We start from the raw sequence: 25,943 nt of genomic DNA on the forward strand, positions 1-25,943 counted from the left end.
TTAGGGATGCTGGAGGGCTTGTGAAACCTGAAGGGAACGGCTTGAACCCGTGCACGCCGACTCAATCTCGCGGTCATGGGCCGCGACAGGTCGGCCAGCAATGGCACAACCTGTTGTATGCACATCGCTGTGCTCAAGCCATTGCCCGGGCGTGATGCAATACGGCTCCCTTCTCCCCCCTTGCGGGAGACGGGTTGGAGAAGAGGGGTAGCGCCCGCGAGGGCGCTTGGGGTAGCGAGCGGGTAGCGCCCGCCAGGGCGCCGCGCGATCTGCCAGACTGCCTGGCGGCAGCCCCGTTGCCCCGGCCCTCTCCCGCGAGGGAAGGGGGAAATGCAGCCGCGCCTCCCACTGTTCGATCTGGCAACGACGCTGAAAGGCCTGGGTTTCAGGCCGCTTTCTGCGGCCCGTTGCCGATCTGCCAGATATAGGGTGGCTCGCTGCCGTTGATCAGCCAGTCGCCGATGATCCGCGCCTTGTACACCAGCGGGTTGTGCGAGGCGACGGTGCGGGCGTTGCGCCAGTGGCGGTCGAGCACCTTGTCGATGCGTGCCGCCGAGGCGCCGAGGGCGTTGAACAGGTCGCTGGCGGCGCGCAGGGTCAGTTCGGAGACCACCACCTGGGCCTTGGCCGACTCGATCTCGGCGGCGATATTGGCCTGCCGCTCGTCTTCCCGGTCGTTGCCGAAGCGCGCCTCGTAGGCCCACTGGGCCGGTTCCGCGGCACGCAGCACGGTGGCCTCGGCGGCATAGGCCAGCGCGGAAATCTGCCCGACCACCTGCTGGATCTGCACGTCGTCGGCTACCCGCGAGGCGTTGCCGTGGCTGTAGATGCGCGTGCGTTCGCGCACATGGCGGGCGACGTCGCGCTCGATGGCCCGGGCGGTGCCGGCCAGCACGGCGAGCAGGTTCAACTGGTACAGCGCGGTCTGGTACTTGAAGCGGGTGGCGAAGTCGATGACGTTGCCGGCCTCGACCCGCGCGCCCTCGAATACCGAGGTGCCGCTGCCGGTGGTGCGCTGGCCGAAGCCGTCCCAGTCGTCGCTCTGGCGCACGCCGGGCTGGTGGGTGCTGACCACCGCGATGACATCGCCGCCGGTATCGCTGCGCTGGGCATACACGTCGATCCAGTCGGCATAGATACTGCCGGTGCTGTAGAACTTCTCTCCATCCAGGCGCCAGTGATCGCCGTCGGGCGAGACCCGGGTGACCACGTCGCCGATCTGCACCGCGCCGACCTCGGTCCAGGCATTGCCGACCAGGTCGCCGGCGACGAAGCGCGCGAACCAGGTGTCGCGCTCCGTGCCGGGCGCGGCATTCAGGCGGTCCTCGACGAAGGCGAAGTGCCCGCGCAGCGCCTGGGTCAGGTTGGAGTCGGCGCTCGCCAGCTCGATCAGCAGGCGCACCAGTTGCGGCAGCGAGGCACCGCCGCCGCCATATTCGGCCGGTACGCGCACCGCGCCGAAACCGGCCTCCTTGAGCCAGCGGAGCGGTTCGACCGGCAGGCTGCGTTCGCGCTCGCGTTGTTCGGCGCCTTCGGCGATACGCTCGAAGATCGGCCGGAAGCGGTTGGCCAGCCGCTCGTAGTCGGTGCCGCGGGACAGCGGGTTGAGGATATTGACACTGGACATGGGAACTCCTGTGGTTCGCCGCTTATTCAGAGAAGATCGGCAAATTTCGATGGTTTGGTGTGGTCGGTGGCGTTGGCGCCATCCTTGAACGCGCCACGGTAGCGCGCCGCCGGATGGTCGTCGGCGACGTAGGAGGAGTCGCCGTCCAGCAGGTTCTGGCGCAGCGTCTCGCCTTCGTAGGCGGTGCGCACACGGCCACGGCGCTGCAGTTCGGGCACGACGAATTCGATGAAGTCCTCGAAGGTGCCCGGGGTGATGGCATAGCCCAGGTTGAAGCCGTCGATGCCGCCGACATCGACCCAGCGCTCCAGCTCGTCGGCGATTTTCTGCGGGCCGCCGATCAGCACCGGGCCGAGGCCGCCGATGCTGCGGTGCTTGATGATGTCGCGCGGGGTCCACTTGCGGTTGGGGTCGGCGGTGGCGAGCAGTTCCAGCACCGAGCGGATGCTGTCGTTGTCGATGGCCTCCAGCGGCTGGTCGGGGTCGTACTCGGAGAAGTCGACGCCGGTCCAGCCGCCATAGAACGACAGCATGCCTTCGCCATTGGCGTAGCCCAGGTATTCCTCGTACTTGGCCTGGGCGGCTGCGTCGCTCTCGCCGGTGATCACGGTGAGCAGGGTGAAGATCTTCAGCGAGTCGCGGCGGCGCCCGGCCTGTTCGGCGCGGTCGCGGATATCGTCGGACACCTCGCGGGCCTGCTCCGGGGTCGCCGGGCTGATGAACACCCCTTCCGCGTGCTTGGCGGCGAAGGCGCGGCCACGGCTGGAGGCGCCGGCCTGGAAGATCACCGGGGTGCGTTGCGGCGAGGGTTCGGACAGGTGGATGCCGGGCACCTCGAAGTATTTGCCCTTGTGGCCGATCGGGTGGACCTTGCTCGGGTCGGTGAACACGCCCTTCTCCCGGTCGCGCAGCACCGCGTCCTCGTCCCAGGAGCCTTCCCAGAGCTTGTAGGTGACATCGAGGAATTCGTCGGCGATGTCGTAGCGTTCGTCGTGGGAGATCTGCTGCTTGAGGCCCAGGTTGACCGCCGCGCTGTTCAGGTAGGAGGTGACCACGTTCCAGGCCACGCGGCCCTTGGTCAGGTGGTCGAGGGTGGAGAACTTGCGCGCCAGGGCGTAGGGCAGCTCGTAGGTCAGCGCCGAGGTCACGCCGAAGCCCAGGTGCTTGGTGGCGAGGGCCATGGCCGGCACCTGGAAGAAGGGGTCGTTGACCGGCACCTGGTCGGCGTCGATCAGCGAGGTTTCCACCGAGCCGCGATAAATGTCGTAGACGCCGACCACGTCGGCGATGAACAGCGAATCGAAATGGCCGCGTTCGAGCAGCTTGGCCAGGTCGACCCAGTAGTCCAGGTCCTTGTATTTCCATGCCTGGCTGTCGGGGTGGCGCCAGGTACCGGCCGCCTGGTGGCTGACGCAGGTCATGTCGAAGGCATTGAGGATGATCCGGGAAGCCATTCGGTTAACTCCTTGGATGATGAACGAGACGCCCCATGAAGTTCTGCGGGCGGAAGAAGTTGCAACTATCGAAGCCGGTAAACGTGTTTGCACACTTCATGCCGAAGTTGTTTTCCAGGGATATCCGGGCACCTGGCCATGTGCCGCCAAGGCGCAACTGTTCGGTAATCAACAGTTTGCTGTTCGATTGAACGGTGTTGAACATTCAGCAGAACGACCGCCAGTCATTAGTTGTTGTAAATAATGTTCGTGGGCGAACAGTGATTCAGCATAGTGACCTTTTAGTACAGGTCTGATGATTATTTATATTTATAGATAAGTATTTGAAATAAAAAGAATTGTGTCGAGTGGCACATATATTGATAGATGGCTTTAAAGCCTCCGTGCAGCCTTCCTCCGGCACGCTTTTCAGCGCCATGCATGAATGCTTCGGTACGGCTTTTCCGTATAACGCTATTCCATTGGGTGCGGACCGATTATGAGCGAGACGCCTGCGCGTACATTACCAGCGGTTTTATTGGCCAATAGTCGATCGCGGCCTGACGATATTGCACTCCGGCATAAGTATCTGGGTATATGGCAGGAACGCACCTGGCAGCAACTGGCCGATGAAGTACAGAAGCTGGCGGCCGCGCTGCAGCAGCAGGGGTTCTGCCGCGACGACGCCCTGCTGGTCATCAGCGAGCCGCGTCCCCAGGCGTTGCTGATCGCGCTGGCTGCCACCTGGCTGGGAAGCGAGGCTGTGCTGCTGGAGCCCGGCCTGCCCAAGGCGCAGGTGCAGGCCCTGGCGAAGGAGCTGGGCAGCCGCTTCGTGTTCGCCGAAGCCCTGGAGCAGGTGCGCCTGCTGGTCGACCTGGCGCCACCGCCGCAACTGCTGATCTATGCCGACAGCCGTGGGCTTGGCGCGGTCGCGGCTGGCTTCGTACAGGCCTACGACACACTGCTCGACAGGCCACAGGTGTTTCCCGAGGCGCTCGCCAGCGAGCGGGATGTCGCCTTCACCTTCTATCGCCCGGGTGCCGATGGGCGCTTCGAGCGGCAGCGGATCCGCCACGACGAACTGCTGCGCGAGGCCCGGCAACTGATCGCCAGCGAACGCCTAGGCCCGCACGAGGAAGCCCTGGCGGCCCGTGCCTTCGCCACTGGCGGGCAGGTCCGCTACCTGCTGGCTCCCTGGCTGCTGGCGGGCTTTCGCCTGAACTTCGCGGAGAACGGGCTGACCCGCGACAACGATCGCCGCGAGCTGGGGCCAACCCTGGTCGCCGGCACGCGCGGCACCTACGAGCGCCTCTACCGCCTGTTGCAACAACGCCTGCCGGAACCCGGCAGCCGGCGCCGGCACTGGCTGGAGCTGGCATTGCGGGGCGGCCCGGGCCACCTCGCCCGCTGGCTCGGACATTGGCTGGTGCGCCGGCCATTGCGCGATGTGATCGGCTTCAGTCGTGTCCGTGCGCCGCTGCTGCTGGGTGAGCCGCTGCCGGACGAGATCGCCGCTTTCTTCGCCGCCCTGGGGGTGGTCGTACGCACTTGGCCCGACGCCGCCAGTTGGCAGGCCACCGAGGAGGTCGCCATCGAGCCGGTGGATGGCTGGGTCGAGGAGCGGTCGGGGCGGCGCCCATGAACGCCACTGGCAATACCCTGCTCGGGCTGGAAAACATCTCGCTGTCGTTCAAGGCGGTGAAGGCCGTCAGCGATATCAGCTTCGCGGTGGCCGAAGGCGAGATATGCGCGCTGATCGGCCCCAACGGCGCGGGCAAGAGCTCGCTGCTGAACGTCATCAACGGCGTCTACCAGCCACAACAGGGGCTGATCCGCTTCGCCGGCGAGGCGTGCCAGCGCATGCGCCCCCACGATGCCGCGGTGCGCGGTATCGCCCGCACCTTCCAGAACATCGCGCTGTTCAAGGGCATGAGCGTGCTCGACAACATCCTTACCGGGCGCAACCTGAAGCGCCGCAGCCACTGGTTGGAACAGGCGCTGGGGCTGCGCCGCGCCCACGACGAGGATGACCGGCAGCGCCTGCACGCCGAACGGGTGATCGACTTCCTGCGTATCCAGCCGTGGCGCCAGACCCTGGTCGGCAAGCTGCCCTATGGCCTGCAGAAGCGGGTCGAGCTGGGCCGCGCCCTGGCCGCCGAACCCCGGCTGCTGCTGCTCGACGAGCCGATGGCGGGCATGAACGCCGAGGAAAAGCGCGAGATGAGCCGCTTCATCCTGGCGGCCAACCGCGAACTGGGCACCACCGTGGTATTGATCGAGCACGACATCGGCGTGGTCATGGGGCTTTCCGACCATGTGGTGGTGCTCGACTACGGCCGCAAGATCGGCGACGGCCCGCCCGCGCAGGTGCGCAACGACCCCGAGGTGCTGGCCGCCTACCTGGGTACCCGGCATTCATCACGCAGTGAACGGCGCCCGCAATCCTAGGGTGCGCCGTGCGCACCGGCGCGCGCGATCCACCCCGCATCCATTCATCAGAAGAAGGCAGTCGCGATGGAGTTTTTCCTGGAGGTTCTGATCGGTGGCCTGTTGTCCGGCGTGATGTATTCGCTGGTGGCCATCGGTTTCGTGCTGATCTACAAGGCCAGCGGTGTATTCAACTTCGCCCAGGGCGCCATGGTGCTGTTCGCCGCGCTGACCTTCGTCAGCCTGCTGGAGCGCGGCGTGCCGTTCTGGCTGGCGTTCCTGCTGACCCTGGCGGTGATGCTGGCGCTGGCACTGGCGGTGGAGCGGGTGGTGCTGCGGCCGCTGGTCAACCGCTCGCCGATCACCCTGTTCATGGCCACCCTGGGCCTGGCCTACGTCGTCGAGGGCTTCGCGCAGTTGCTCTGGGGCACCCAGGTGCACGGGCTGGAGCTGGGCATCAGCGACGAACCCATCGAGTTCCACGGGCTGCTGCTGTCGAAGTTCGACCTGTTCGCCGCCGGCACCGCCGCCAGCCTGGTGCTGCTGCTGTCGCTGCTGTTCAACCGCACGCGCCTGGGCCTGTCGCTGCGCGCGGTGGCCGATGATCCGCAGGCCTCGCTGGCGGTGGGCATCCGCCTGAACCGCATCTGGGCGGTGGTGTGGGCAGTGGCCGGTTTCGTCGGGCTGGTCGCCGGGTTGCTCTGGGGCGCGCGCCTGGGGGTGCAGTTCTCGCTGTCGCTGGTGGTGCTCAAGGCGCTGCCGGTGCTGATCATCGGCGGCTTTTCCTCGATCGGCGGCGCCATCGCCGGCGGGCTGATCGTCGGCGCCACGGAGAAGCTGGCGGAAATCTACCTGGGCCCGTTCGTCGATGGCGGCATCGAGAACTGGTTTCCCTATGTGCTGGCGCTGCTGTTCCTGCTGGTGCGCCCGGCCGGGCTGTTCGGCGAGCGCGCCATCGAGCGCGTGTGAGCGCATTTCAAGGAGATCGCCATGTTGTTCAATGAAGCGGGCCAGTTCAGCCGCCGCTATGCCGACGACCGCCGGGTGTTCCGCCTGCGCCAGGACCGCCTGGCGCTGTGGCTGGCCCTCGCGCTGGCCTTTTTCGGGGTACCGCTGCTGGCCTCGGACTACTGGTTCAGCGCCATCCTGATTCCCTTCCTGGTGCTGTCGCTGGCCGGGCTCGGCCTCAACCTGCTGACCGGCTATGCCGGCCAACTGTCGCTGGGTTCGGCGGCGTTCATGGCGGTGGGTGCATTCGCCGCCTACAACTTCCATGTGCGTATCCCCGGCCTGCCGCTGCTGTTCAGCTTCGGCCTCGGCGGCGTGGTGGCGGCGCTGGTGGCGGTGCTGTTCGGCCTGCCCAGCCTGCGCATCAAGGGCTTCTACCTACTGGTGTCGACCCTGGCCGCGCAGTTCTTCGTGCCCTGGGCGCTGGTCAAGTTCGGCTGGTTCACCCACTACAACACCTCGGGCGTGATCAGCGCGCCGCCGCTGCGCATCCTCGGCCTGGACTTCGGCTCGCCGCAGGGGCGCTACCTGCTGACCCTGACGGTGGTGGTGGCGCTGTTCTGGCTGGGCCGCAACCTGGTGCGCAGCGAGCTGGGGCGCAACTGGATGGCGGTGCGCGACATGGACACCGCCGCCGCGGTGATCGGCATCCCGCTGCTCAGGACCAAGCTGCTGGCCTTCGCCCTCAGCGGCTTCTTCCTCGGCGTGGCCGGCTCGCTGTGGGCCTTCACCTACCTGGGCACCGTGGAGCCGCACGGCTTCGACCTGAGCCGCTCGTTCCAGATCCTCTTCATCATCATCATCGGCGGCCTGGGCAGCATCCTCGGCAACTTCCTCGGCGCCGCCTTCATCGTGCTGTTCCCCATCCTGCTGTCCAACCTGGTCGGGCTGTTGCCGACCGGGCTGATCGCCTCCGGGCAACTGGAGCACCTGCAGAAAATCTTCTTCGGCGCCCTGATCATCGCCTTCCTGATCAAGGAGCCGGAGGGACTGGCGCGCCTCTGGCAGCGCCTGCGCGAGCGGGCGCGGCTATGGCCGCTGCGTTACTGACCCCTAACCACGACGCACAATCACCACAAGGAATCCCCCATGCAACTGCGCAAAACCTTCGCGCCCCTGGCGCTCGGCCTGGCCATGCTGTGCGGCGCCGCCAGCGTCCAGGCGGCCAACGAACAGTACTTCCCGCTGCAAAGCTACCGCGTCGGCCCCTATGCCGCCGCCGGCACCGGCTTCTACGGCGGTTTCATCGACTACCTCAAATACGTCAATGCCAATGGCGGCGCCAACGGCGTGACCTTCACCTGGAGCGAATGCGAAACCGAATACGTGGTGGAGAAGGGCGTGGAATGCTACGAGCGCCTGAAGAAGGGCCTGAATGGCGCCCCCGCCGCCGCCACCAACCCGCTCTCGGTGGGTATCGCCTATGCCACGCTGGAGCGCTCCACCGCCGACAAGCTGCCGCTGATCACCATCAACCACGGCCGCACCGATTCCACCGACGGCAGCGTGTTCCCGTACGTGTTCCCGCTGCAGCTCAACCCCTTCTCGGAGGTGTCGGCGATCCTCAACTGGATCGGCGAGCAGGAAGGCGGCCTCGACCAGCTCAAGGGCAAGAAGATCGTCACCCTCTACCACGGTTCGCCCTACGGCAAGGAAACCAGCGGCGTGCTGCAATCGCTGGCCGACAAGTACGGCTTCGCCCTGAGCCTGATCGAAGTACCGCACCCGGGCAACGAGCAGCAGTCGCAGTGGCTCAACGTGCGCCGGATCAAGCCGGACTGGGTGATCCTGCGTGGCTTCGGGGTGATGAACCCGGTGGCGCTGAAGAGCGCGCAGAAGGTCGGCTACCCGGCCGAGCGCATCGTCGGCAATATCTGGAGCAACTCCGAGGAGGATGCGATTCCCGCCGGGGCCGCGGCGAAGGGCTTCATCTCCATCACCACCCACCCGTCCGGCCTCGACTTCCCGGCGTTGCAGGGCATCAAGCGCGACGTGGTGGACAAGGGCCAGAGCGATCTGGCCGACGCCAGGCAGTTCGGCACGGTCAACTACAACCTCGGCGTGGTCAACGGCATCCTCAACGTCGAAGCGGTGCGGGTGGCGCAGAAGAAATACGGCAACCGCCCGCTGACCGGCGAGGAAGTGCGCTGGGGCTTCGAGAACATCCGCCTGGACGAGGCGCGACTGAAGGAACTCGGCGCCTTCGGCCTGGTGCAGCCGTTGCAACTGTCCTGCTCCGACCATGAAGGCGGCGGCGCGGTGCGCTTCCAGCAATGGGACGGTAGCCAGTGGAAATTGATCAGCGACTGGGTGCAGGCCGACCGTGCCTACCTGCGGCCGCTGATCGAGGCCTCGGCGAAGAAATATGCCGAGGAAAAAGGCATCACGCCGCGCGATTGCAGCCAGGAGAGCTGAAGCGCTCAGGTTCCAAGAGCGGCTGAAGTCGAGATACAAGGGTGCGCCGTGCGCACCCTACGGGAATTCAGCTTGCGGCCGCTGTTACCCGATAGGCGTCTTTCGAAGACGCCATGACTCGGCCACCGCCAAGGGGCGCCGGGCCAGCCGTTCAACCCTCATTCCGGGAGTGGCATGCCGTGATCTTGCAGATGGATCAGGTCGAGGTGCTGTACGAACAGGTGATCCTCGCCGTGCGTGACGTTTCGCTCGAGGTGGTGCAAGGCGAGATCGTCGCCCTGCTGGGCGCCAATGGCGCGGGCAAGAGCACCACCTTGAAGGCGATTTCCAACCTGCTGCGCGGCGAGCGTGGCGAGGTGGCCAAGGGGCGCATCTTCTACCGTGGCGAGGACATCACCCAGCGCGAGCCGGGCGACCTGGTTCGCGCCGGGCTGGTGCAGGTGCTGGAAGGGCGGCACTGCTTCGCCCACCTGAGTGTGGAGGAAAACCTGCGCATCGGCGCCTTCGCCAACCGGCCATCGCGCCGGCAGTTGAAGCAGGGGCTGGAGCGTATCTACGACTACTTCCCGCGCTTGAAGGAACGCCGCAAAAGCCTCACCGGTTACACCTCGGGCGGCGAACAGCAGATGGTCGCCATCGGCCGCGCACTGATCGCCAACCCCGCCCTGGTACTGCTGGACGAGCCTTCGATGGGGCTGGCGCCGCAGATCGTCGAGGAGATCTTCGAGATCGTCGCCGCGCTGAACCGCAACGAAGGCGTCAGCTTCCTGGTCGCCGAGCAGAACATCAACGTCACCCTGCACTATGCCCAGCGTGGCTATGTACTGGAGAGCGGCACGGTGGTCGGCCAGGGCAGCGCCGCCGAGCTGGCGGCACGGGAGGATATCCATGAGTTGTACCTGGGCGGGACCCTGGACCTGGCTTCCTGAGGCGCATCCCGTTCAAGGGGACGGCGGCTATAAAGCCGATAAAAGCGCTGGAAGGCTGGACGAAAGAGCGTGGCGAGCGGTGTTTTTCGTCCAGCTTTCCAGCGCTTTTATCGAAGCACCTTGCCGGTGAATAACGGCATCGCGCGATCGCCCTGGGGGAGAGGCGCCGTTTTGCGTCATGTCCGGGAATAGCCCGTAGGATGGGTCGAGGAGCATCGCGGCGATACCCATCGGCGCCGAGCACGGATGGGTATCGCTACGCTCGACCCATCCTACGGGTTTCCCGCACGCAGCAGCTTACTTCGGCACGTCGACGAAGGCGCCGCGGTAGCGTGCGGCCGGGTGGCGGTCGCTGAGGTAGCCGGCGCCCTGTGCGCCGCTGGCGAAGCCTTCGCGGGCGCCGAAGACCTTCTCGCGGAAGCTGCCGGGGGCGTATTCACTCTGCGCCAGGCCGCGCCGGCGCAGTTCCGGCAGCACGCCCTCGATGAACTCGCTGTAGGAGCCGGGGATGACGTGGTTGACGATGTTGATGCCGTCGATACCGGCGTCCTGCCAGCGCTCCAACTGGTCGACGATCTGTTCCGGGGTGCCGACCAGGCGCATGTTCTCGGCGCGCCAGCGCACCATGTCGGCCACCGTCGGCGCGTTGCCGGGGGTGGCGCGGATCAGCGAGTCGAGGATGCCCTGGCCGCCTTCGGTGCGGATGTCCTTCAGCGGGGTGTCCAGCGGCACGCCGCCGAGGTCGATGTCCAGCGCGCCGCCGGCGTGGGCGGCGAGACCTTCCAGGTCGAGGTACTCATCGTATTCAGCCTTCTTGCGCCGCGCCTCTTCCTCGGTGCTGCCGACCACGAACGACAGGCCGGCGAAGAAGGCCAGGTCGCGGGCGTTGCGGCCATGGGCCACGGCCTGGGCGCGCACGTCGTCGACCAGGTGCCTGGCATCCTCGGGCGAGCCGGAGAAGGTGAACACCGCCTCGGCGTTGCGCGCGGCGAAGGCGCGGCCGGTCTTCGAGGTGCCGGCCTGGAACAGGAACGGCGTGCGCTGCGGCGAGGGCGTCACCAGGTGCGGGCCTTCCACCGAGTAGCGCGGGCCCTTGTGCCAGATCTTGTGCACCTTGGCCGGGTCGGCGAAGACCCCGCGCTCGCGGTCGACCAGCAGCGCGCCTTCGTCCCAGGAGCCTTCCCAGAGCTTGTAAACCACCTCGACGTACTCGTCGGCCCAGGCATAGCGCTCCTCGTGGGGAGTGAAGCCCGGCTGGTTGAAGTTGCGGTGGGCGTTGGCGATTTCCGAGGTGACGATGTTCCAGCCGATCCGCCCGTTGCTGGCGTGGTCGAGGGTGGAAATCTTGCGCGCGAAGTCGAACGGCGGGTCCTGGATCACCGACGAGGTGTAGGCCAGGCCGATGTTTTCGGTGGCGGCGGCCAGGGCCGAGATGATCACCGAGGGGTCGTTGGAGGGAATCTGCAGGCCCTTGCTGACGAAGGCGTCCCAGCCGCCGTTGAAGTTGCCATACAGGCCGACTACGTCGGCGAAGAACAGCGCGTCGAATTTGGCGGCTTCCAGTTGCCGGGCCAGGTCGGTCCACAGCGCCAGTTCGTTGTAGCGCACCTGCTCGGCGCCCGGCTTGCGCCACAGGCCTTCGAGGATATGCGCGGGGGTGTTCATCAGGAATGCCGACAACAGCAGCCGGCGGCGAGGTTGGCTCATGGTGTGTGTTCCTCAGGTCATGGTCAGGTCATGGAGCGTTGCACGCGATGACGTTCTGGGCGCGGTCAGCCGCGCGTGCCGTTGCCGATCTGCCAGACGTAGGGAGGCTCGTTGCCGTTGATCAGCCAGTCGCCGACGATGCGCGCCTTGTAGATCAGCGGGTTGTGCGAGGAAATCGTGCGTGCGTTGCGCCAGTGGCGGTCCAGTTGCAACGCTTCGCGGGCGGCGGAGGCGCCGAGGGCGTTGAACAGGTCGCTGCTGGCGCGCAGCACCAGTTCGCTGACCACCAGTTGCGCCTGGGCCGACTCCAGCTCGGCGTCGATATTGGCCTGGTGCTCGGCCTCGGCATCGCCGAGGAAATGGCTGTCATAGGCCGCCTGCAGGGCTTCGGCGGCGCGCAGCACGATGGCTTCGGCGGCATAGGCCTGGGCGCCGAGCTGGCCGACCACCTGCTGCACCTGCACGTCGTCGGCGACCCGTGGCGCGTTGCCGTGGCTGAACACCCGGGTGCGCTCGCGCACCAGCCGCGCGGCATCGTTGGCCGCCGCCCGGCCGATGCCGGCGAGGATCGACAGCAGCAGCACCTGGTAGAAGGCGGTCTGGTACTTGAAGCGGGTGCCGAAGGGGATGACGTTGCCGGCCTCGACCTCGGCGTCCTCGAACACCGAGGTGCCGCTGCCGGTGGTGCGCTGGCCGAAGCCGTCCCAGTCGTCGCTGTGCTGGATGCCCGGCTGGCGCGCGCGGGTGACGGCGATCACGTCCTCGCCGGTGTCGCTGCGCTGGGCGTAGATGTCCAGCCAGTCGGCATAGATGCTGCCGGTGCTGTAGAACTTGCGCCCGTTCAGGCGCCAACTGCCGTCCGCCCGGGGGCTGACCTGGGTGATGACCTGGCCGAGGCCGACGTTGCCGGTTTCCGTCCAGGCGCCGCCGACCAGTTCGCCATCGACGAAGCGCTTCAGCCAGCGCTGGCGCTGTTCGTCCCCGGTGGACACCAGGCGGTCCTCGACGAAGCCGAAATGCGCCCGCAGCGCCTGGGTCAGGTTCGAATCCGCCGCCGACAGCTCGATCAGCAGGCGGAACAACTGCGGCAGCGAGGCGCCGCTGCCGCCATCGGCCAGCGGCACCCGCAACGCGCCGAAGCCCGCTTGCCTGAGCCATTCGATCGGTTCGAAGGGCAGCTTGCGTCCGCGCTCGCGTTCCAGCGCGCCTTCGGCGATGCGCTGGAACACCGGGCGGAAGCGTTCGGCCAGTTGCGCATGGTCGGGGGCGTGCTCTGCGGTGGCTGCGTTCTGTCGATTGGCCATGGGTTGGCTCCTGTACAAAAAGTAATAAGGAATTCGTGCCTTATCGACTTCTTGCACAAGCTATGCCGGCTCCCTTCTGCCCCGGCATTGCTGGTCGACATGCCTGCTGTACGAAAAACCAACTGTCCACAGGACAACACTTTGCTGCCGCGCGGGCAGATAAATGAACAGCACGGTGGGAAAACCGAGAAGAGCGCTGGAGGCTGGACGAAAAACAACGCTTTCCGTCCAGCCTCCAGCGCCTTTATCCGCCTTTATCGAAGCGGATAACGACGTAGTGCGATCACCCTGGCATGGCGCCGTTTCTGCGCCTGATCGGGATAATCGTTGCGGGTGGCGAGGCAGTGCGTCCGGACAGGTGCTTATAACCAACAGTTCCAACTGTTCGCCTGTAAACAGTTAATCAGCATATTGCTCTGGATAAACACTCGGATATTTTCCTGATAGCAAGATAGGTTATTGATATTTAAGGTTTTTATTTATGGCATGAATGGTGCTGAACACCAGGTGATAAACATCGCCCCCGGCGGGCGAGAGGAGATTGCCTTGAGCGTGCATGAATTGAAGCCTGGCGGCGGCCGTGTCGCCGCCGCCGATCCGGTCTGGTCGAGCCTGCAACAGTGGGCGCAGAACAAACCGCTGGAGATCGCCCTGCGCCACAAGCAGCGCGGGCGCTGGCTGGCCTGGCGCTGGATCGATGTGCTGCGCGAGGTGGAACGCCTGGGGGCCGGCTTGCAGGCACAAGGCTTCGGCCCGGACTCGCGGCTGGCGCTGAGCGGCGCCTTCGCGCCGGCCCTGCTGTTCTTTGCCCTGGCCGCGCGGCGGGCTGGTGCCAGCGTGCTCGCGGTCGCCCCGCAGGAAGAGGCGGCGGGCCTGCGCAGCCTGCTGGAGCGGCAGCGCCCGAGCCATGCCTATGTCGCCAGCCGGGAAAGCCTGGCCGTGTGGCTGGCCGTCGGGCGGCAATCCGCCAGCCAATGGCCGCTGATGCTCTATGCCCGGCAGGCCGTCGCGCTCGACGCCAGCCCCTGGCGGGTCGAGCCTTTGCAGGCGCTGTACGGCGACCGGGCGGAGAGCCCCAGGGCGGCCCACGGCCTGCGCAGTCCCCGCCAGTTGTGGAGCGAGGAGGGCAGCGAGTGGCAGCCCGGCCTGCAACTGTTGCTCGAACGCTGGTTGCTCAGCGGCGATAGCCTGGCCCTGCCGGAACATGCCCGGGCCGCCAGCCGCGACCGCCGCGCCATCGCCCCCAGCCACCTGCTGCTTTCCGAACAGCGCCTGGAACGGCTGGCCGAGGAAATCGAAGCGCACCTGGCGCCCGTCGGCAGTTGGCGGCGGCGCCTGTGCGACTGGGCCATCGCCGCCCCCGAGCGCGGCCTGCGCCGCCTGCTCAAGCAGCGCGTGCGGCATCTGCTGGGCTTCCGGCACCTGCAAGGCATCGAGCGCGGCGACGGGCGGCAAGGGCAGCGCCTGGCCTGGCTGGAAACGCCACGGAGCGATGCGGCATGAGCGACAGCATCCTGCAGGTGTGCGATATCTCCCTGTCGTTCAAGGGCGTCAAGGCGATCTCGGCGCTGTCCTTCGAGGTCCGCCGAGGCGAGATCTGCGCGCTGATCGGCCCCAATGGTGCCGGCAAGAGTTCGCTGCTGAACATCCTCAACGGCGTCTACCGCGCGGACGCTGGCGAAGTGGTGTTCGAGGACCAGCACTATCGCCGCATCGACCCGCTGTCGGCGGCGCGCCGGGGCATCGGCCGCACCTTCCAGAACAACGCGCTGTTCAAGAAGATGAGCGTGCTCGACAACGTGCTCACCGGCCTCTCGCGCCATGGCCGCGCCGGCTTCTTCGCCCAGGCCCTGCGCCTGCCCAGCGCCCGCCGCGAGGCCGGCGAATTCGTCGCCCGCGCCGAGGCGGTGCTGGAGTTCCTCGAGCTGCAGCCCTACCGCGAGACCCTGGTCGGCAACCTTGCCTATGGCCTGCAGAAGCGCGTGGAGCTGGGCCGCGCGCTGATCGCCGCGCCCGCCCTGCTGCTGCTGGACGAGCCGATGGCCGGGATGAACGCCGAAGAGAAGCAGGACATGGCGCGCTTCATCGCCGACATCAACCGCGACCTGGGCACCACCGTGGTACTGATCGAACACGACATGGGCGTGGTGATGAACCTCTCCGACCATGTGGTGGTGCTCGACTACGGGCGCAAGGTGGGCGACGGCAGCCCGGCCGAGGTCCAGGCCAATCCCGATGTGATAGCGGCCTATCTCGGCACCGAACATTAGAGACCAATCATGACCTTCTTCCTGGAAACCCTGATCGGCGGCCTGCTCGCCGGCACCATGTACTCACTGGTGGCGATCGGCTTCGTGCTGATCTACAAGGCCAGCGGCGTGTTCAACTTCGCCCAGGGCGCCATGCTGCTGTTCGCCGCGCTGACCTTCGTCAGCCTGCACGAGCAGGGCGTGCCCTTCGTCGTGGCGATCCTGCTCACCCTGCTGGTGATGACGGCGCTGGCGCTGGTGATCGAGCGCACGGTGCTGCGGCCGCTGACCAACCGCTCGCAGATCACCCTGTTCATGGCCACCCTCGGCCTGTCGTTCATCCTCGAAGGGCTGGCCCAGGGCCTGATGGGCGCCCAGGTCCGCGCGCTGGACCTGGGCATCGACGACGTACCGCTGTTCTTCGGCGAGATCATGGTCAGCCAGTTCGACCTGATCGCCGCCGCCACCGCCGGCGTGCTGGTGGCGGTGTTGGCGCTGCTGTTCAACAAGACGCGTATCGGCATTTCCCTGCGCGCGGTGGCCGACGATACCCGCGCCGCGCTGTCGGTGGGCATCGACCTGCAACGCATCTGGCAGATCGTCTGGGCCGTCGCCGGCGCCGTCGGGCTGGTCGCCGGGCTGCTCTGGGGCGCGCGCCAGGGCGTGCAGTTCTCGCTCTCGCTGGTGGTGCTCAAGGCGCTGCCGGTGCTGATCATCGGCGGCTTCACCTCGATCGGCGGGGCCATCGTCGGCGGCCTGATCGTCGGTGCCGCGGAGAACCTCGCCGAAGCCTACATCGGCCCCTGGATAGGTGGCGGCATCACGCCCTGGTTCGCCTACGCGCTGGCCCTGGTCTTCCTTTACATCCGCCCCGCCGGCCTGTTCGGCGAACGCACCATCGAGCGAGTCTGAGCATGAGCAAACCCTCCTCCCTGCATGGCCTGCCGGCACCGTTCGAGCATGCGCCGCTGGTCATCCGCCAGCGCCGCCTGCCCTGGGCGTTGCTGGCGCTGCTGGCGTTCAGCTATCTGCTGGTGCCGGCGCTGGGCAACGACTATTGGCTGAATGCCATCCTGATCCCGTTCCTGGTGCTGTCGCTGGCCGGCCTCGGCCTCAACCTGCTGACCGGCTACACCGGGCAGACCTCGGTGGGCGCGGCGGGCTTCATGGCGGTCGGCGCCTTCGCCAGCTACGCCTTGCTGCTGCGGGTGCCATGGCTGCCCTTGCCGCTGGCGCTGCTCGGCGGCGGGGCGATCAGCGCGCTGGTCGGCCTGCTGTTCGGGCTGCCCAGCTCGCGCATCAAGGGCTTCTACCTGATGGTCACCACCCTGGCCGCGCAGTTTTTCCTGGAGTGGGTGTTCACCAAGTTCCCCTGGTTCTACAACCATGCCTCCTCCGGCACCATCTCGGCGCCGCGCCTGGAGTTGTTCGGCCAGAACCTCGGCTCGCCGGTGGGGCGCTACCTGCTGACGCTGAGCTGCGTGGCGCTGCTGACCTGGGTGGCGCTCAACCTGGTGCGCAGCCGCATCGGCCGCAACTGGATGGCGATCCGCGACATGGACACCGCCGCCGCGGTGGTCGGCATCCCGGTGGTCGGCTACAAGCGCCTGGCCTTCGCCGTCAGCTCCTTCTACCTGGGCATCGCCGGGGCGCTCTGGGTGTTCGCCTACCTGGGCACCGCCAGCGCCGGCAGCTTCGATATCAACCGGTCGTTCCAGATTCTTTTCATCATCATCATCGGCGGCATGGGCAGCATCGCCGGCAACTTCATCGGCGCCGCCTTCATCAGCCTGCTGCCGATCCTGCTCAGCTACGGCGGGCAGACCCTGCTCGGCGGCAGCGTCGATGCCGGGCAACTGCAAAACCTGCAAAAGATCATCTTCGGTGCGCTGATCATCCTGTTCCTGATCAAGGAGCCGGAGGGCCTGGTGCGCCTGCTGGCCAACCTGGGCGAACGGCTCCGGCGCTGGCCCCTGCGTTTCTGACCAACACGACCTTCCATCATCGAGAGAAAAACCATGAGCATCGACTTGCGCCGACTGGCTGCCGCCGCCCTACTCGGCTTCAGCGCCTGCACGACCCTGATACCGCTGGCCCAGGCCGCCGCCGACGAACAGTTCATCCCGCTGGCCACCTACCGCGTCGGCCCCTATGCCTCCAGCGGCATTCCCTGGTGGGCCGGGGAGATCGACTACTTCCGCTACATCAACGAGGTGGAAGGGGGGATCAATGGCGTCAAGCTGGTCTGGCAGGAGTGCGAGACCGAGTGGAAGCCGGACCGCACCGTGGAATGCTACGAGCGCTTCAAGGGCGGCCTCAACGGCGCGCCGGTGGCGTTCTTCTTCACCCATAGCACACCGGCCTCCTATGCGCTGATGGACCGTGGCCACGCCGATCGCATCCCGTTGATCGACGGCGGCGGCGGGCGTACCGAGTCCACCGACGGCAGCGTGTTCCCCTATGCCTTCCCGGTGCTGCTGAACTACTACAGCCAGGCTTCGGTGGGCATCAACTACATCGCCAGCCAGGAAGGCGGTCTGGACCAGCTCAAGGGCAAGAAGATCGTCACCGTCTACCACGACTCCGCCTATGGCCGTGAAACCCAGGGGCCGATGAAGCTGCTGGCAGAGAAGTACGGTTTCGAGAATATCCAGATCCCGGTCGCCGACCCCGGCCTGGAGCAATCGGCGCAGTGGCGCGAAGTGCGCCAGCTCAAGCCGGACTGGATCTTCCTGCGTACCTGGGGCGCCTCCACGCCGGTCGGCATCAAGACCGCCGCGCGCTTCGGCATCGCGGTGGAGCGGATCATCGGCGACGTGTGGGCCGGTTCCGAGGCCGATGTGATTCCCGCCGGTGCCGCCGCCAAGGGCTACAAGGCGCTGGCGCCCTTCCCCGGCGGCGATGGTTTCGAGATCCACCAGCGCTTGCGCCAGCACATCCTCGACACCGGCAAGAGCGACCTGCGCGACCAGGATTTCTTCGGCAAGGTCTACTACAACGTCGGCCTGATCAACGCCGCCATCGCCGTGGAGGCCCTGCGCGCCGGCCAGGCGAAATTCGGCAACCGCCCGCTCAACGGCGAAGAAGGCCGCTGGGCCTTCGAACACCTGGATATCGACGCGGCGCGGCTGCAGGCCATCGGTTTCGAGGGCCTGCTACAGCCGATCAGCCTGTCCTGCTCCGACCACGAGGGCGGCGGTGCGGCGCGCGTACAGCAGTGGGACGGCGAGAAGTGGACGCCGGTAACCGACTGGGTAGAGGCCGACCGCGAACTGTTGCGCCCGCTGATCGAGGAAAAGTCAGCCGCCTATGCCAGGGAAAAGGGCATCACCCCGCGCGATTGCGGGCAGGAATCCTGATCCCGCGCCACCCGACTCTGAACCCGTACAGGACATGAACAGCATGAAAATCCCCGCGAACCCGCTGACGAAATTCCTCCTTGGCCTGGGCCTCAGCCTGGGTCTTGGCCTGGGCGCGCAAGCCGCGCCGACCACTTCCGGCCCGGACGCCGACAAGCAGTTCTTCCCGATCGCCAGCTACCGGGTCGGCCCCTACGCTTCGGCCGGCATCCAGATATGGGCCGGGCGCATCGACTATTTCCGTTACCTCAACGAGGTGGAAGGCGGTATCAATGGGGTCAAGCTGGTCTGGCAGGAGTGCGAGACGGAATGGACCGCCGAGAAGGGCATCGAATGCTACGAGCGCTTCAAGAACGGCCTCAACGGCGCGCCGGTGGCCGTCTACCTGCCCAACGGCGCGCCGGCGGCCTACGCCCTGACCGACCGTGCGGCGCAGGACAAGATCCCGCTGATCACCCTGGCCTACGGGCGCACCGAGGCCGCCGATGGCCGCGTGTTCCCCTATATCTTCCCGGTGATGCTGACCTTCTACAGCGAGGCGTCGGCGCTGATCAACTACATCGCCGAGCGCGAGGGCGGCCACGACCAGCTCAAGGGCAAGAAGATCGCCACCGTCTACCACGACTCGGCCTATGGCCGCGAAACCATCGAGCCGCTCAAGCTGCTGGCGGAGAAATACGGCTTCGAGAACATCCAGATTCCGGTCGCCGACCCGGGCAATGAGCAATCCTCGCAGTGGCGCCAGGTGCGCCAGGCCAAGCCGGACTGGGTGTTCCTGCGTACCTGGGGCGTTTCCACGCCGGTGGCGATCAAGACCGCCGCACGCTTCGGCTTCCCCGCCGATCGCATCATCGGCGATGTCTGGGCCAGCTCCGAGGAGGACGTGATCCCCGCCGGCGAGGCCAGCAAGGGCTACCTGGCGCTGACGCCCTACCCGGCGGGAACCGGCTTCGACATCCACCAGCGGCTGAAGAAGCACATCATCGACACCGGCAAGAGCGACCTCAAGGACCTCAACAGCTTCGGCAGCGTCTACTACAACTCCGGCCTGGTGGACGCCATCGTCTCGGTCGAGGCCGTTCGCACCGCGCAGGCCAGGTTCGGTAATCGACCGATCAATGGCGAAGAAGGGCAATGGGGCCTGGAAAACCTCAAGCTGGACGAGCAGAGCCTGAAGAAAAGCGGCTTCCATGGCCTGGTGCAGAACCTCGAACTGTCCTGCGGCGACCATGAGGGCGGCGGCGCGGTGCGCGTACAGCAGTGGGACGGCCAGCGCTGGAACCTGGTCAGCGATTGGGTGCAGGCCGACCGCGAGCTGCTGCAACCGCTGATCGACGCCAAGTCCGCCGCCTACGCCAGGGAAAAAGGCATCACCCCGCGCGATTGCGGCAAGGAGCCATGAAATGAGCATTGCCGGCCTGGAGCCCTCGGTGGCAGGCGAAGAACTGCTGCGGGTGGACGATATCGAGGTGATCTACGATGGCGCCATCCTCGCGGTATCCGGTGTTTCGCTGGTGGTGCCGGAGGGCGCCATCGTCGCCCTGCTCGGCGCCAACGGCGCCGGCAAGAGCACCACGCTGAAGGCGATCTCCGGGCTGGTGCGCGCCGAACGCGCCGAGATCAGCCGTGGCGGTATCCGTTTCCAGGGCCGCGACAGTACCCGCACCGCGCCCAACCGCCTGGTGCGCGAGGGCATCGTCCACGTGCTGGAGGGGCGCCATGTGTTTTCCCACCTCACGGTGGAAGACAACCTGCGCAGCGGCGGTTTCGTCCGTGGCCTGTCGCGGGCGCAACTGGAGCAGAACCTGGAGCGTGTCTATGCCTGGTTTCCGCGCCTGGAGACCAAGCGCAAGACCCAGGCCGGTCTGACCTCCGGTGGCGAGCAGCAGATGGTCGCCATCGGCCGCGCGCTGATGACCCAGCCGACCCTGGTGCTGCTCGACGAGCCCTCGATGGGGCTGGCGCCGTTGATCGTGCAGGAAATCTTCGAGATCGTCGCCCGCCTCAACGCCGAGGAAGGCGTGAGCTTCCTGATCGCCGAGCAGAACATCCCGGTCGCGCTCAAGCACGCCAGCCACGGCTACGTGCTGGACACCGGCAAAGTGGTGCTGCAGGGCAGCGCCAGCGAGCTGCTCGAGGGCAGTCATTTGCAAGACGTCTACCTGGGGCGCCGCTGACGGCTACCTGTTGTACGTTCCCCCGGACAAGGAATCCCGGGGGGCAGGGCAATCGTGCCATAGCCGTCAAGGAGCAGCCTTGCAACCAGATTGGCAATTTCGTATCTGGGGTTGATGGCGTGCACTGCGTGTCCTCGGGTGTGGCGCCCCCGTGCGAATGCCAGGTGGAGGGACGGGGCACGCGTGAATACATCCCTGTAGCTCTACGCCGCCATCCCTGGCGGCGAAGGCCCCGTCCCGCCACCTGGCATCCGCACAGCCATCTTCGGCGGTGACTGGGCGGAAAAGCCGGTGGCTATACGTCCGTGGCACCTGGGTTCCCGCCTGCGCGGGAATGACCGAGGTGGGGCTTTTCTCACATTCAACTCAGTAGTCGCTGCGATCCCGGCCAACCCCTCGGAGAAACCTTCGTCGGCAGGGACGCCGACGAAGAGCCCCATGGATGGGTTCATGCGTGTTTCGTAGAGGGGTTGGCCGGGATCGCAATATCGCAGGAATCAATGGCACTGCAATCGCCTCTCTGCTCGAGCAGCGATTCACTTGCCAATCCGGTTGCAGCGCTATTGCCCTGCCCCGGTGTGCGATGGAGTGTCTACGACACGGCTCTTACTTCTGCTCGCGCTTGACCCGTTCGATATCGCGGTAGCGGTTCGCCGGGTGGCTTTCCGGCAGGTAGGGGCCGTCGCCGAACAGTTTCTCGCGCAGGGTGCCTTCCTTGTAGCCTTTGGGGTAGACGCCACGGCGTTGCAGTTCCGGCACCAGGTGCTCGACCACGTCCTCGAAGGTCTCGTGGGCCACGGCATAGGCCAGGTTGAAGCCGTCCAGGTCGGTTGCCTCCACCCATTCCTGCAGCAGGTCCGCGACGGTGTCGGCGGAGCCGACGAACAGCGGGCCGAGGCCGCCGACGCTGCCCCACCTGGCCAGTTCCTCGATGGTCCAGGCCTTGTCGCCCTCGGCCAGGTGCTCGACGGCGGAAATGATCGCGTTGGTTTCCACCTTCTTCACGTTGTCGCCGGGGGCGTAGCGGCTGAAGTCGATGCCGGTCCAGCCGGACATCAGCACCAGGGCGCCATCGTAGGAACCATAGCCCTGGTATTCCTTGAGCTTGGCCTGGGCCTTGGCGTCGGTTTCGTCGACGATGATGGTGGCCAGGGCGAACACCAGGATCTTCTTCGGATCGCGCCCGGCGGCGGCGGCACGGCGGCGGATATCCGCGACATAGGCCTTGGTCACCGCCTGGGTCGGGGTGGAGATGAACACGCATTCGGCATGGTTGGCGGCGAAGTCCTTGCCCGCGTTGGAGGCGCCGGCCTGGAACAATACCGGGGTGCGCTGCGGCGACGGTTCCGACAGGTGGTAGCCCGGCACCTCGAAGTATTTGCCCTTGTGGCCGATCTCGTGGATTTTCTCGGGGATGGCGAAGATGCCGCGCTCGCGGTCGCGTACCACCGCGCCCTCCTCCCAACTGCCTTCCAGCAGCTTGTACAGCACTTCCAGGTATTCGCTGGCGACCTCGTAGCGGTTGTCATGGCGCTTCAGGCCGCCCTCGCCGACGTTCTTGGCGCCGCTTTCCAGGTAGGAAGTGACGATGTTCCAGCCGACCCGGCCCTTGGTGTGGTGGTCGGCGGTGGCCAGGCGGCGGGCGAAGGTGTAGGGGTGTTCGAAGGAGGTCGAGGCGGTGATACCGATGCCCAGGTGCTTGGTCGCCAGGGCGATCGGGTTGGCCAGTTGCAGCGGGTCGTTGACCGGGATCTGCACGCCCTGGGCGAAGGCATGGTCGTTGTTGCCGTGGTAGACATCGTAGTAGCCGATGACATCGGCGATGAACACCGCGTCGAAGATGCCGCGCTCGAGGATCTTCGCCAGGTCGGTCCAGTACTCGAGGTCCTTGTACTGCCAGGAACGGTCGCGCGGGTGGCGCCACAGGCCGGGGGACTGGTGGCCGACGCAGTTCATCTCGAAGGCGTTGAAGCGGATGGTCTTGCTCATGCTGGGGCTCCAATGGAAAGGAAGTCATCGCCGGCGCTGTTCAGCCCCGGCGCGTGGGTAACAGGTGGCGGATCGGCCCGCTCCCATGGGACTGGCGCTCAGGAATAGAAGCTCGGCTCAGGTGGCGTCCCGTTCAGCGCCCACTCGCCCAGTTCGCGGATGCGGTAGTCCAGCGGGTCGTGCAGGGTCTGGGTGCGCAGGTTGCGCCAGAAGCGGTCGAGGCGGCGGGCGGCGCTGGTGGCGCGGGCGCCGGTGACTTCGAACAGGCGGCTGGTGAGATCGAGGCCGACACGGGTGGCATTGACCTTGGCGCTGCCGATGGCCAGCGCCAGTTGCCCGCGTTCTTCCTCGCCCAGTGCCTCGGCCTTGTTCCAGGCCGCCTCGAACAATTGGTTGGCGCGCTCGGTCAGGGCCCGCACGGCGTCCAGCCCGGCCCAGAACTCGCCGTAGTGCAGCAGCACGTAAGGGTCCCTGCTGGCCTGGCTGGCGTCGGACTTGAACCAGGGGCGCGCCTCGTTGCGGGTGTAGCCGCGGGCCTGCTCGAAGGCGCCCTCGGCGATACCGAGGAACAGGTTGACGAAGGTCAGTTGCGCCAGCAGCGGGCGCAGGCTGGCGAACGGCGAACTGAGCGGGCCGGGGTCGAGCAGCAGTTCGTTCTCCTCGACGCGCACCCGCTCGAAGGTGGCGCTGCCGCTGTCGGTCTGGCGCTGGCCCATGTTGTTCCAGTCGCCATGCAGGGTGATGCCGGCGCGGTCGGTCGGGATCGCGGCGATCAGCAGCCGGTCATCGTCGCTCGGGTCGATGGCCGAGGCGATCAGCATGTCGGAGTCGCTGGCGCCGGAACAGAAACTCTTGTTGCCGGAAAACTCGCGCCAGCCCTGGTGGCGGATGACCTGGGTGCGCTTGTCCAGCGGGTTCAGCGCATTGCCCCAGAACCAGTTGTGGCGCGCCGTCCCTTCGTACCAAGGCTGCCACTGCGCGGTACTGCCGAACAGCCGCACGGTGGCCAGCATCAGGTGCTGGAAACCGTAGACGTGGGCGATGGAGCTGTCGACCCGGGCGAAGGTGCGCACCACCTCCAGGGTTTCCCCCCAGGTGGCGCCCAGGCCACCGTATTCGCGGGGGATGTTCAGCGTCAGCAAGCCACTGGCGCGAATGGCGTCGCGTTCGGCCTTCGGCGTGCCACCGCGCTCGTCCCGTTCGGCGGCGCTGGTAGCGAATTGGTCGGCCAGTTGTCGAGCGACCTGCAAGGCCTCGCGTGGGTTGGATGCTGAAGAAATGCTCACAAAGGACTCCTTGAATGGTTGGCGCAGCCGCTCGGGTGGGCGTGCGGCAGGCAGCAGCCAGAACCCCAACGCAAGAGTTGTACCAGCCGGCCAAGAGCCTGGAAGGCGCGCGCTCCGGAGGGACTGCACGGCAGGCAACAGCCGCCAGGTGTTCGCCCAGCAACAGCGAATCTGCAGGCTGTATGTTTTCCGGGAGCGAAAAACCATGCCCACCCGGCCGCCGCCCCGCGAGAAGCCGGCTTTCCGCCTGTTGGCCCGAAACCTGCTCCTGATACCGGCAACCGCGCTGCCATACAGCGGCGGACTCGACTATTGCCCTGGGCCTGTTGACGTTTCGTCCGCGCACCCTGTTGCGCCGAGAAACGGCCCTCGCTTCGGGCCGCCCCGGCTGGCGGCGTCCGCTTCATCCCGCAGGACGCTGTCAGCGGCGCGGCCGAAAATGAGCATGGCGAGCAGGCTACCCTCGATACGCGGCAACTGGCGCGCTGGCGCCAGCGGGTCGGCATGATCTTCCAGCACTTCAAGCTGATGGCCTCACACAGCGTCTGGCAGAACGTCGCCCTGCCGTTGCGCATCGCCGGGCTGTCGAAACGGGAGATGAACGGCGGGGTCGACCAGGTGTTGCGGCTGGTCGGCCTGGAAGGCAAGCGCGATGCCTATCCGGTGCAATTGTCCGGCGGGCAGAAGCCGCGTGTCGGCATCGCCCGCGCCCTGGTGCTGGAGCCGGAAATCCTGCTCTGCGACGAAGCCACCTCGGCACTGGACCCGGAAAGCACCCAGGACATCCTCGCCCTGCGGCGCGACATCAATGCCCGCCTCGGCCTGACCATCGTGCGGATCACCCACGAAATGGCGATGATCCGCGAGATCTGCGACCGCGTGATCGTCCTCGACGCCGGGCGGATCGTCGAGCTCGGGATCACTGCCCTTGTGCGAAGGCCCCGTCCCGCCACCAGGCATCCGCACAGCTACTTTCGGTGCTGCCTGTGGGATTCAAGAGCCAGGCCTTTCCACCTCTCCGGCCCGAAGTGTTCTCGTAGCCTGGGTTGAGCGCAGCGATACCCAGGGTATGCAATCGATGGATATCACTGCGCTCGAGCCATCAACGAATTCACTCAGGATTTGAACGAACACTTGCTTCGACAGCATCAGTAATGAAGGAGCCAGGTGTTTATGCGACTTGGAGAGGGAGCCCTAGTGCGCCACACCCCGGCCATAGGCTTGACCCACCAGGTAACGGCGCCTCCCCGCAAACCGCACAAACATATTGAAAGACAGGCTCCTCAGGCGGGCAGGCCGCTGCGCAGCAGCGCCAGCAGGTCGCGCCAGTGCTGGCGCTCGGCCGCTTCGTCGTAGGTCGTGCTGTCGGCGACGGCGAAGCCGTGGCGGGCTTCATGGCGGGTCGAGCTGAAGGTGACTTCGGCGGCGAGCAGTGCCTGGTCGAGCCGTTCGATGGCTTCCAGCGGGATCGACGGATCGTCCTTGGCGTGGCCGAAGTGCAGTTTCGCCTTCAACTCATGCGCGCGCAGGTGTGGGCTGTCGTGGCTGTCGGTGACCAGGTTGCCACCGTGGAACGAGGCCGCCACGGCGATCCGTTCGGGGAAGTCGGCGGCGGCGTGCACGGCGATGGCGCCGCTCATGCAGTAGCCGACGAGAGCCACCTGGCCCGTACGTACCTGCGGCTGTGCCTGCAGCCAGCCGAGCAGGGCGCGGTGGTCGCTGCGCAGTCCTTCGGCACTCAGGCTGGCGCGCAGGGCGCCGAATACCTTGCGCCCTTCTTCATCCTGGAAGCTCAGTCGCGGATCGGCCACCGGCACCTGCGCCACGCGGTAGTACAGGTTGGGCAACAGCACCGCATAACCCTCGTCGGCCAGGGCCGCGGCCTTGCGCTGGAAGGTTTCGCGCACCCCGCGGATATCGGTGTGCAGGATCACCCCGGGCCACGGGCCGGGGCCTTCCGGGGTATGCAGCCAGGCATCGATCTGGCCATCGGGGCTGGGAATGTTCACTACTTGGATTGGCATGGCGGGGTC

General features: G+C 66.4%; 21 protein-coding genes and 1 pseudogene. 15 read left to right on the forward strand and 7 right to left on the reverse strand.

The annotated features are described in order from the left end of the window. Positions 1-385: 385 nt before the first annotated feature. On the reverse strand, positions 386-1,627 hold the full coding sequence (locus tag DNJ95_RS05295; protein ID WP_131183684.1) for an acyl-CoA dehydrogenase family protein: 1,242 nt from the start codon (positions 1,625-1,627) through the stop codon (positions 386-388). Between the two features lie 26 nt (positions 1,628-1,653). Further along, complete coding sequence (locus DNJ95_RS05300; RefSeq protein WP_131183685.1) at positions 1,654-3,081, reverse strand: LLM class flavin-dependent oxidoreductase; 1,428 nt, start codon at positions 3,079-3,081, stop codon at positions 1,654-1,656. Here DNJ95_RS05300 and DNJ95_RS05305 point away from each other — a divergent pair. From DNJ95_RS05305 to DNJ95_RS05335, 7 genes are all read left to right on the forward strand, one after another. Then, positions 3,065-3,325 carry a hypothetical protein gene (locus tag DNJ95_RS05305; RefSeq protein ID WP_131183686.1) on the forward strand — a complete coding sequence of 87 codons (261 nt, stop codon included), beginning with the start codon at positions 3,065-3,067 and terminating at the stop codon, positions 3,323-3,325. The genes DNJ95_RS05300 and DNJ95_RS05305 overlap by 17 nt on opposite strands. Before the next feature lie 234 nt (positions 3,326-3,559). Then, positions 3,560-4,702, forward strand: coding sequence for an AMP-binding protein (locus DNJ95_RS05310; protein ID WP_131183687.1), 1,143 nt, complete (start codon positions 3,560-3,562; stop codon positions 4,700-4,702). Then, positions 4,699-5,508 carry an ABC transporter ATP-binding protein gene (locus DNJ95_RS05315; protein ID WP_131183688.1) on the forward strand — a complete coding sequence of 270 codons (810 nt, stop codon included), beginning with the start codon at positions 4,699-4,701 and terminating at the stop codon, positions 5,506-5,508. The genes DNJ95_RS05310 and DNJ95_RS05315 overlap by 4 nt, the downstream gene beginning before the upstream one ends. A 66-nt stretch (positions 5,509-5,574) precedes the next feature. Beyond that, positions 5,575-6,456 carry a branched-chain amino acid ABC transporter permease gene (locus DNJ95_RS05320; RefSeq protein WP_131183689.1) on the forward strand — a complete coding sequence of 294 codons (882 nt, stop codon included), beginning with the start codon at positions 5,575-5,577 and terminating at the stop codon, positions 6,454-6,456. 21 nt (positions 6,457-6,477) lie between these two features. Beyond that, positions 6,478-7,545 carry a branched-chain amino acid ABC transporter permease gene (locus tag DNJ95_RS05325; protein WP_131183690.1) on the forward strand — a complete coding sequence of 356 codons (1,068 nt, stop codon included), beginning with the start codon at positions 6,478-6,480 and terminating at the stop codon, positions 7,543-7,545. Positions 7,546-7,584: 39 nt separating this feature from the next. Beyond that, on the forward strand, positions 7,585-8,910 hold the full coding sequence (locus DNJ95_RS05330) for an ABC transporter substrate-binding protein (protein ID WP_131183691.1): 1,326 nt from the start codon (positions 7,585-7,587) through the stop codon (positions 8,908-8,910). 191 nt (positions 8,911-9,101) lie between these two features. Further along, the gene (locus DNJ95_RS05335; protein WP_242671893.1) at positions 9,102-9,839 is read left to right on the forward strand and encodes an ABC transporter ATP-binding protein; all 738 of its coding nucleotides are present in this window, start codon (positions 9,102-9,104) and stop codon (positions 9,837-9,839) included. 297 nt (positions 9,840-10,136) lie between these two features. On the opposite strand, the gene DNJ95_RS05340 is transcribed toward DNJ95_RS05335, so the two are convergent. Together DNJ95_RS05340 and DNJ95_RS05345 are read right to left on the reverse strand one after the other, a co-directional pair. Beyond that, positions 10,137-11,546 (reverse strand): LLM class flavin-dependent oxidoreductase, encoded by a 1,410-nt coding sequence (locus DNJ95_RS05340; RefSeq protein ID WP_131183693.1) that lies wholly within the window; start codon positions 11,544-11,546, stop codon positions 10,137-10,139. 65 nt (positions 11,547-11,611) lie between these two features. Further along, complete coding sequence (locus tag DNJ95_RS05345) at positions 11,612-12,850, reverse strand: acyl-CoA dehydrogenase family protein (RefSeq protein WP_131183694.1); 1,239 nt, start codon at positions 12,848-12,850, stop codon at positions 11,612-11,614. 486 nt (positions 12,851-13,336) lie between these two features. Here DNJ95_RS05345 and DNJ95_RS05350 point away from each other — a divergent pair, with 486 nt between their 5' ends. Genes DNJ95_RS05350 through DNJ95_RS05380 form a run of 7 tightly spaced genes read left to right on the forward strand, consistent with a single transcriptional unit; the run spans position 13,337 to position 20,635 of the window. Further along, positions 13,337-14,353, forward strand: coding sequence for an AMP-binding protein (locus tag DNJ95_RS05350; RefSeq protein ID WP_131183695.1), 1,017 nt, complete (start codon positions 13,337-13,339; stop codon positions 14,351-14,353). Beyond that, complete coding sequence (locus DNJ95_RS05355) at positions 14,350-15,120, forward strand: ABC transporter ATP-binding protein (RefSeq protein ID WP_131183696.1); 771 nt, start codon at positions 14,350-14,352, stop codon at positions 15,118-15,120. The genes DNJ95_RS05350 and DNJ95_RS05355 overlap by 4 nt, the downstream gene beginning before the upstream one ends. Positions 15,121-15,129: 9 nt before the next feature. Then, complete coding sequence (locus DNJ95_RS05360; protein WP_131183697.1) at positions 15,130-16,011, forward strand: branched-chain amino acid ABC transporter permease; 882 nt, start codon at positions 15,130-15,132, stop codon at positions 16,009-16,011. A gap of 2 nt (positions 16,012-16,013) precedes the next feature. Further along, entirely contained in the window at positions 16,014-17,084 is a 1,071-nt protein-coding gene (locus DNJ95_RS05365; RefSeq protein WP_131183698.1) for a branched-chain amino acid ABC transporter permease, read from the forward strand. 33 nt (positions 17,085-17,117) lie between these two features. After that, on the forward strand, positions 17,118-18,458 hold the full coding sequence (locus DNJ95_RS05370; RefSeq protein WP_131183699.1) for an ABC transporter substrate-binding protein: 1,341 nt from the start codon (positions 17,118-17,120) through the stop codon (positions 18,456-18,458). A gap of 43 nt (positions 18,459-18,501) precedes the next feature. Next, the gene (locus DNJ95_RS05375) at positions 18,502-19,860 is read left to right on the forward strand and encodes an ABC transporter substrate-binding protein (protein ID WP_131183700.1); all 1,359 of its coding nucleotides are present in this window, start codon (positions 18,502-18,504) and stop codon (positions 19,858-19,860) included. A 1-nt stretch (position 19,861) separates the two neighbouring features. Continuing rightward, a complete protein-coding gene (locus DNJ95_RS05380) occupies positions 19,862-20,635 on the forward strand; it encodes an ABC transporter ATP-binding protein (RefSeq protein ID WP_131183701.1) in 774 nt (257 codons plus the stop codon). A 606-nt stretch (positions 20,636-21,241) separates the two neighbouring features. On the opposite strand, the gene DNJ95_RS05385 is transcribed toward DNJ95_RS05380, so the two are convergent. Both DNJ95_RS05385 and DNJ95_RS05390 read right to left on the reverse strand, forming a co-directional pair. Continuing rightward, positions 21,242-22,624, reverse strand: a complete 1,383-nt coding sequence (locus DNJ95_RS05385; protein ID WP_131183702.1) for an LLM class flavin-dependent oxidoreductase — start codon at positions 22,622-22,624, stop codon at positions 21,242-21,244. A 98-nt stretch (positions 22,625-22,722) separates the two neighbouring features. Next, positions 22,723-23,910 (reverse strand): acyl-CoA dehydrogenase family protein, encoded by a 1,188-nt coding sequence (locus DNJ95_RS05390; protein ID WP_242671887.1) that lies wholly within the window; start codon positions 23,908-23,910, stop codon positions 22,723-22,725. A 465-nt stretch (positions 23,911-24,375) separates the two neighbouring features. On the opposite strand from DNJ95_RS05390, the pseudogene DNJ95_RS05395 reads away from it, so the two are divergent. Then, positions 24,376-24,828 (forward strand): annotated as a pseudogene (locus tag DNJ95_RS05395) (ATP-binding cassette domain-containing protein); the annotation flags it as partial. Between the two features lie 365 nt (positions 24,829-25,193). On the opposite strand, the gene DNJ95_RS05400 reads toward DNJ95_RS05395, so the two are convergent. Then, complete coding sequence (locus tag DNJ95_RS05400) at positions 25,194-25,934, reverse strand: dienelactone hydrolase family protein (protein WP_131183705.1); 741 nt, start codon at positions 25,932-25,934, stop codon at positions 25,194-25,196. Between the last annotated feature and the right edge of the window lie 9 nt (positions 25,935-25,943).

Source organism: Stutzerimonas kirkiae, assembly GCF_004327335.1.
Lineage (GTDB): Bacteria > Pseudomonadota > Gammaproteobacteria > Pseudomonadales > Pseudomonadaceae > Stutzerimonas > Stutzerimonas kirkiae.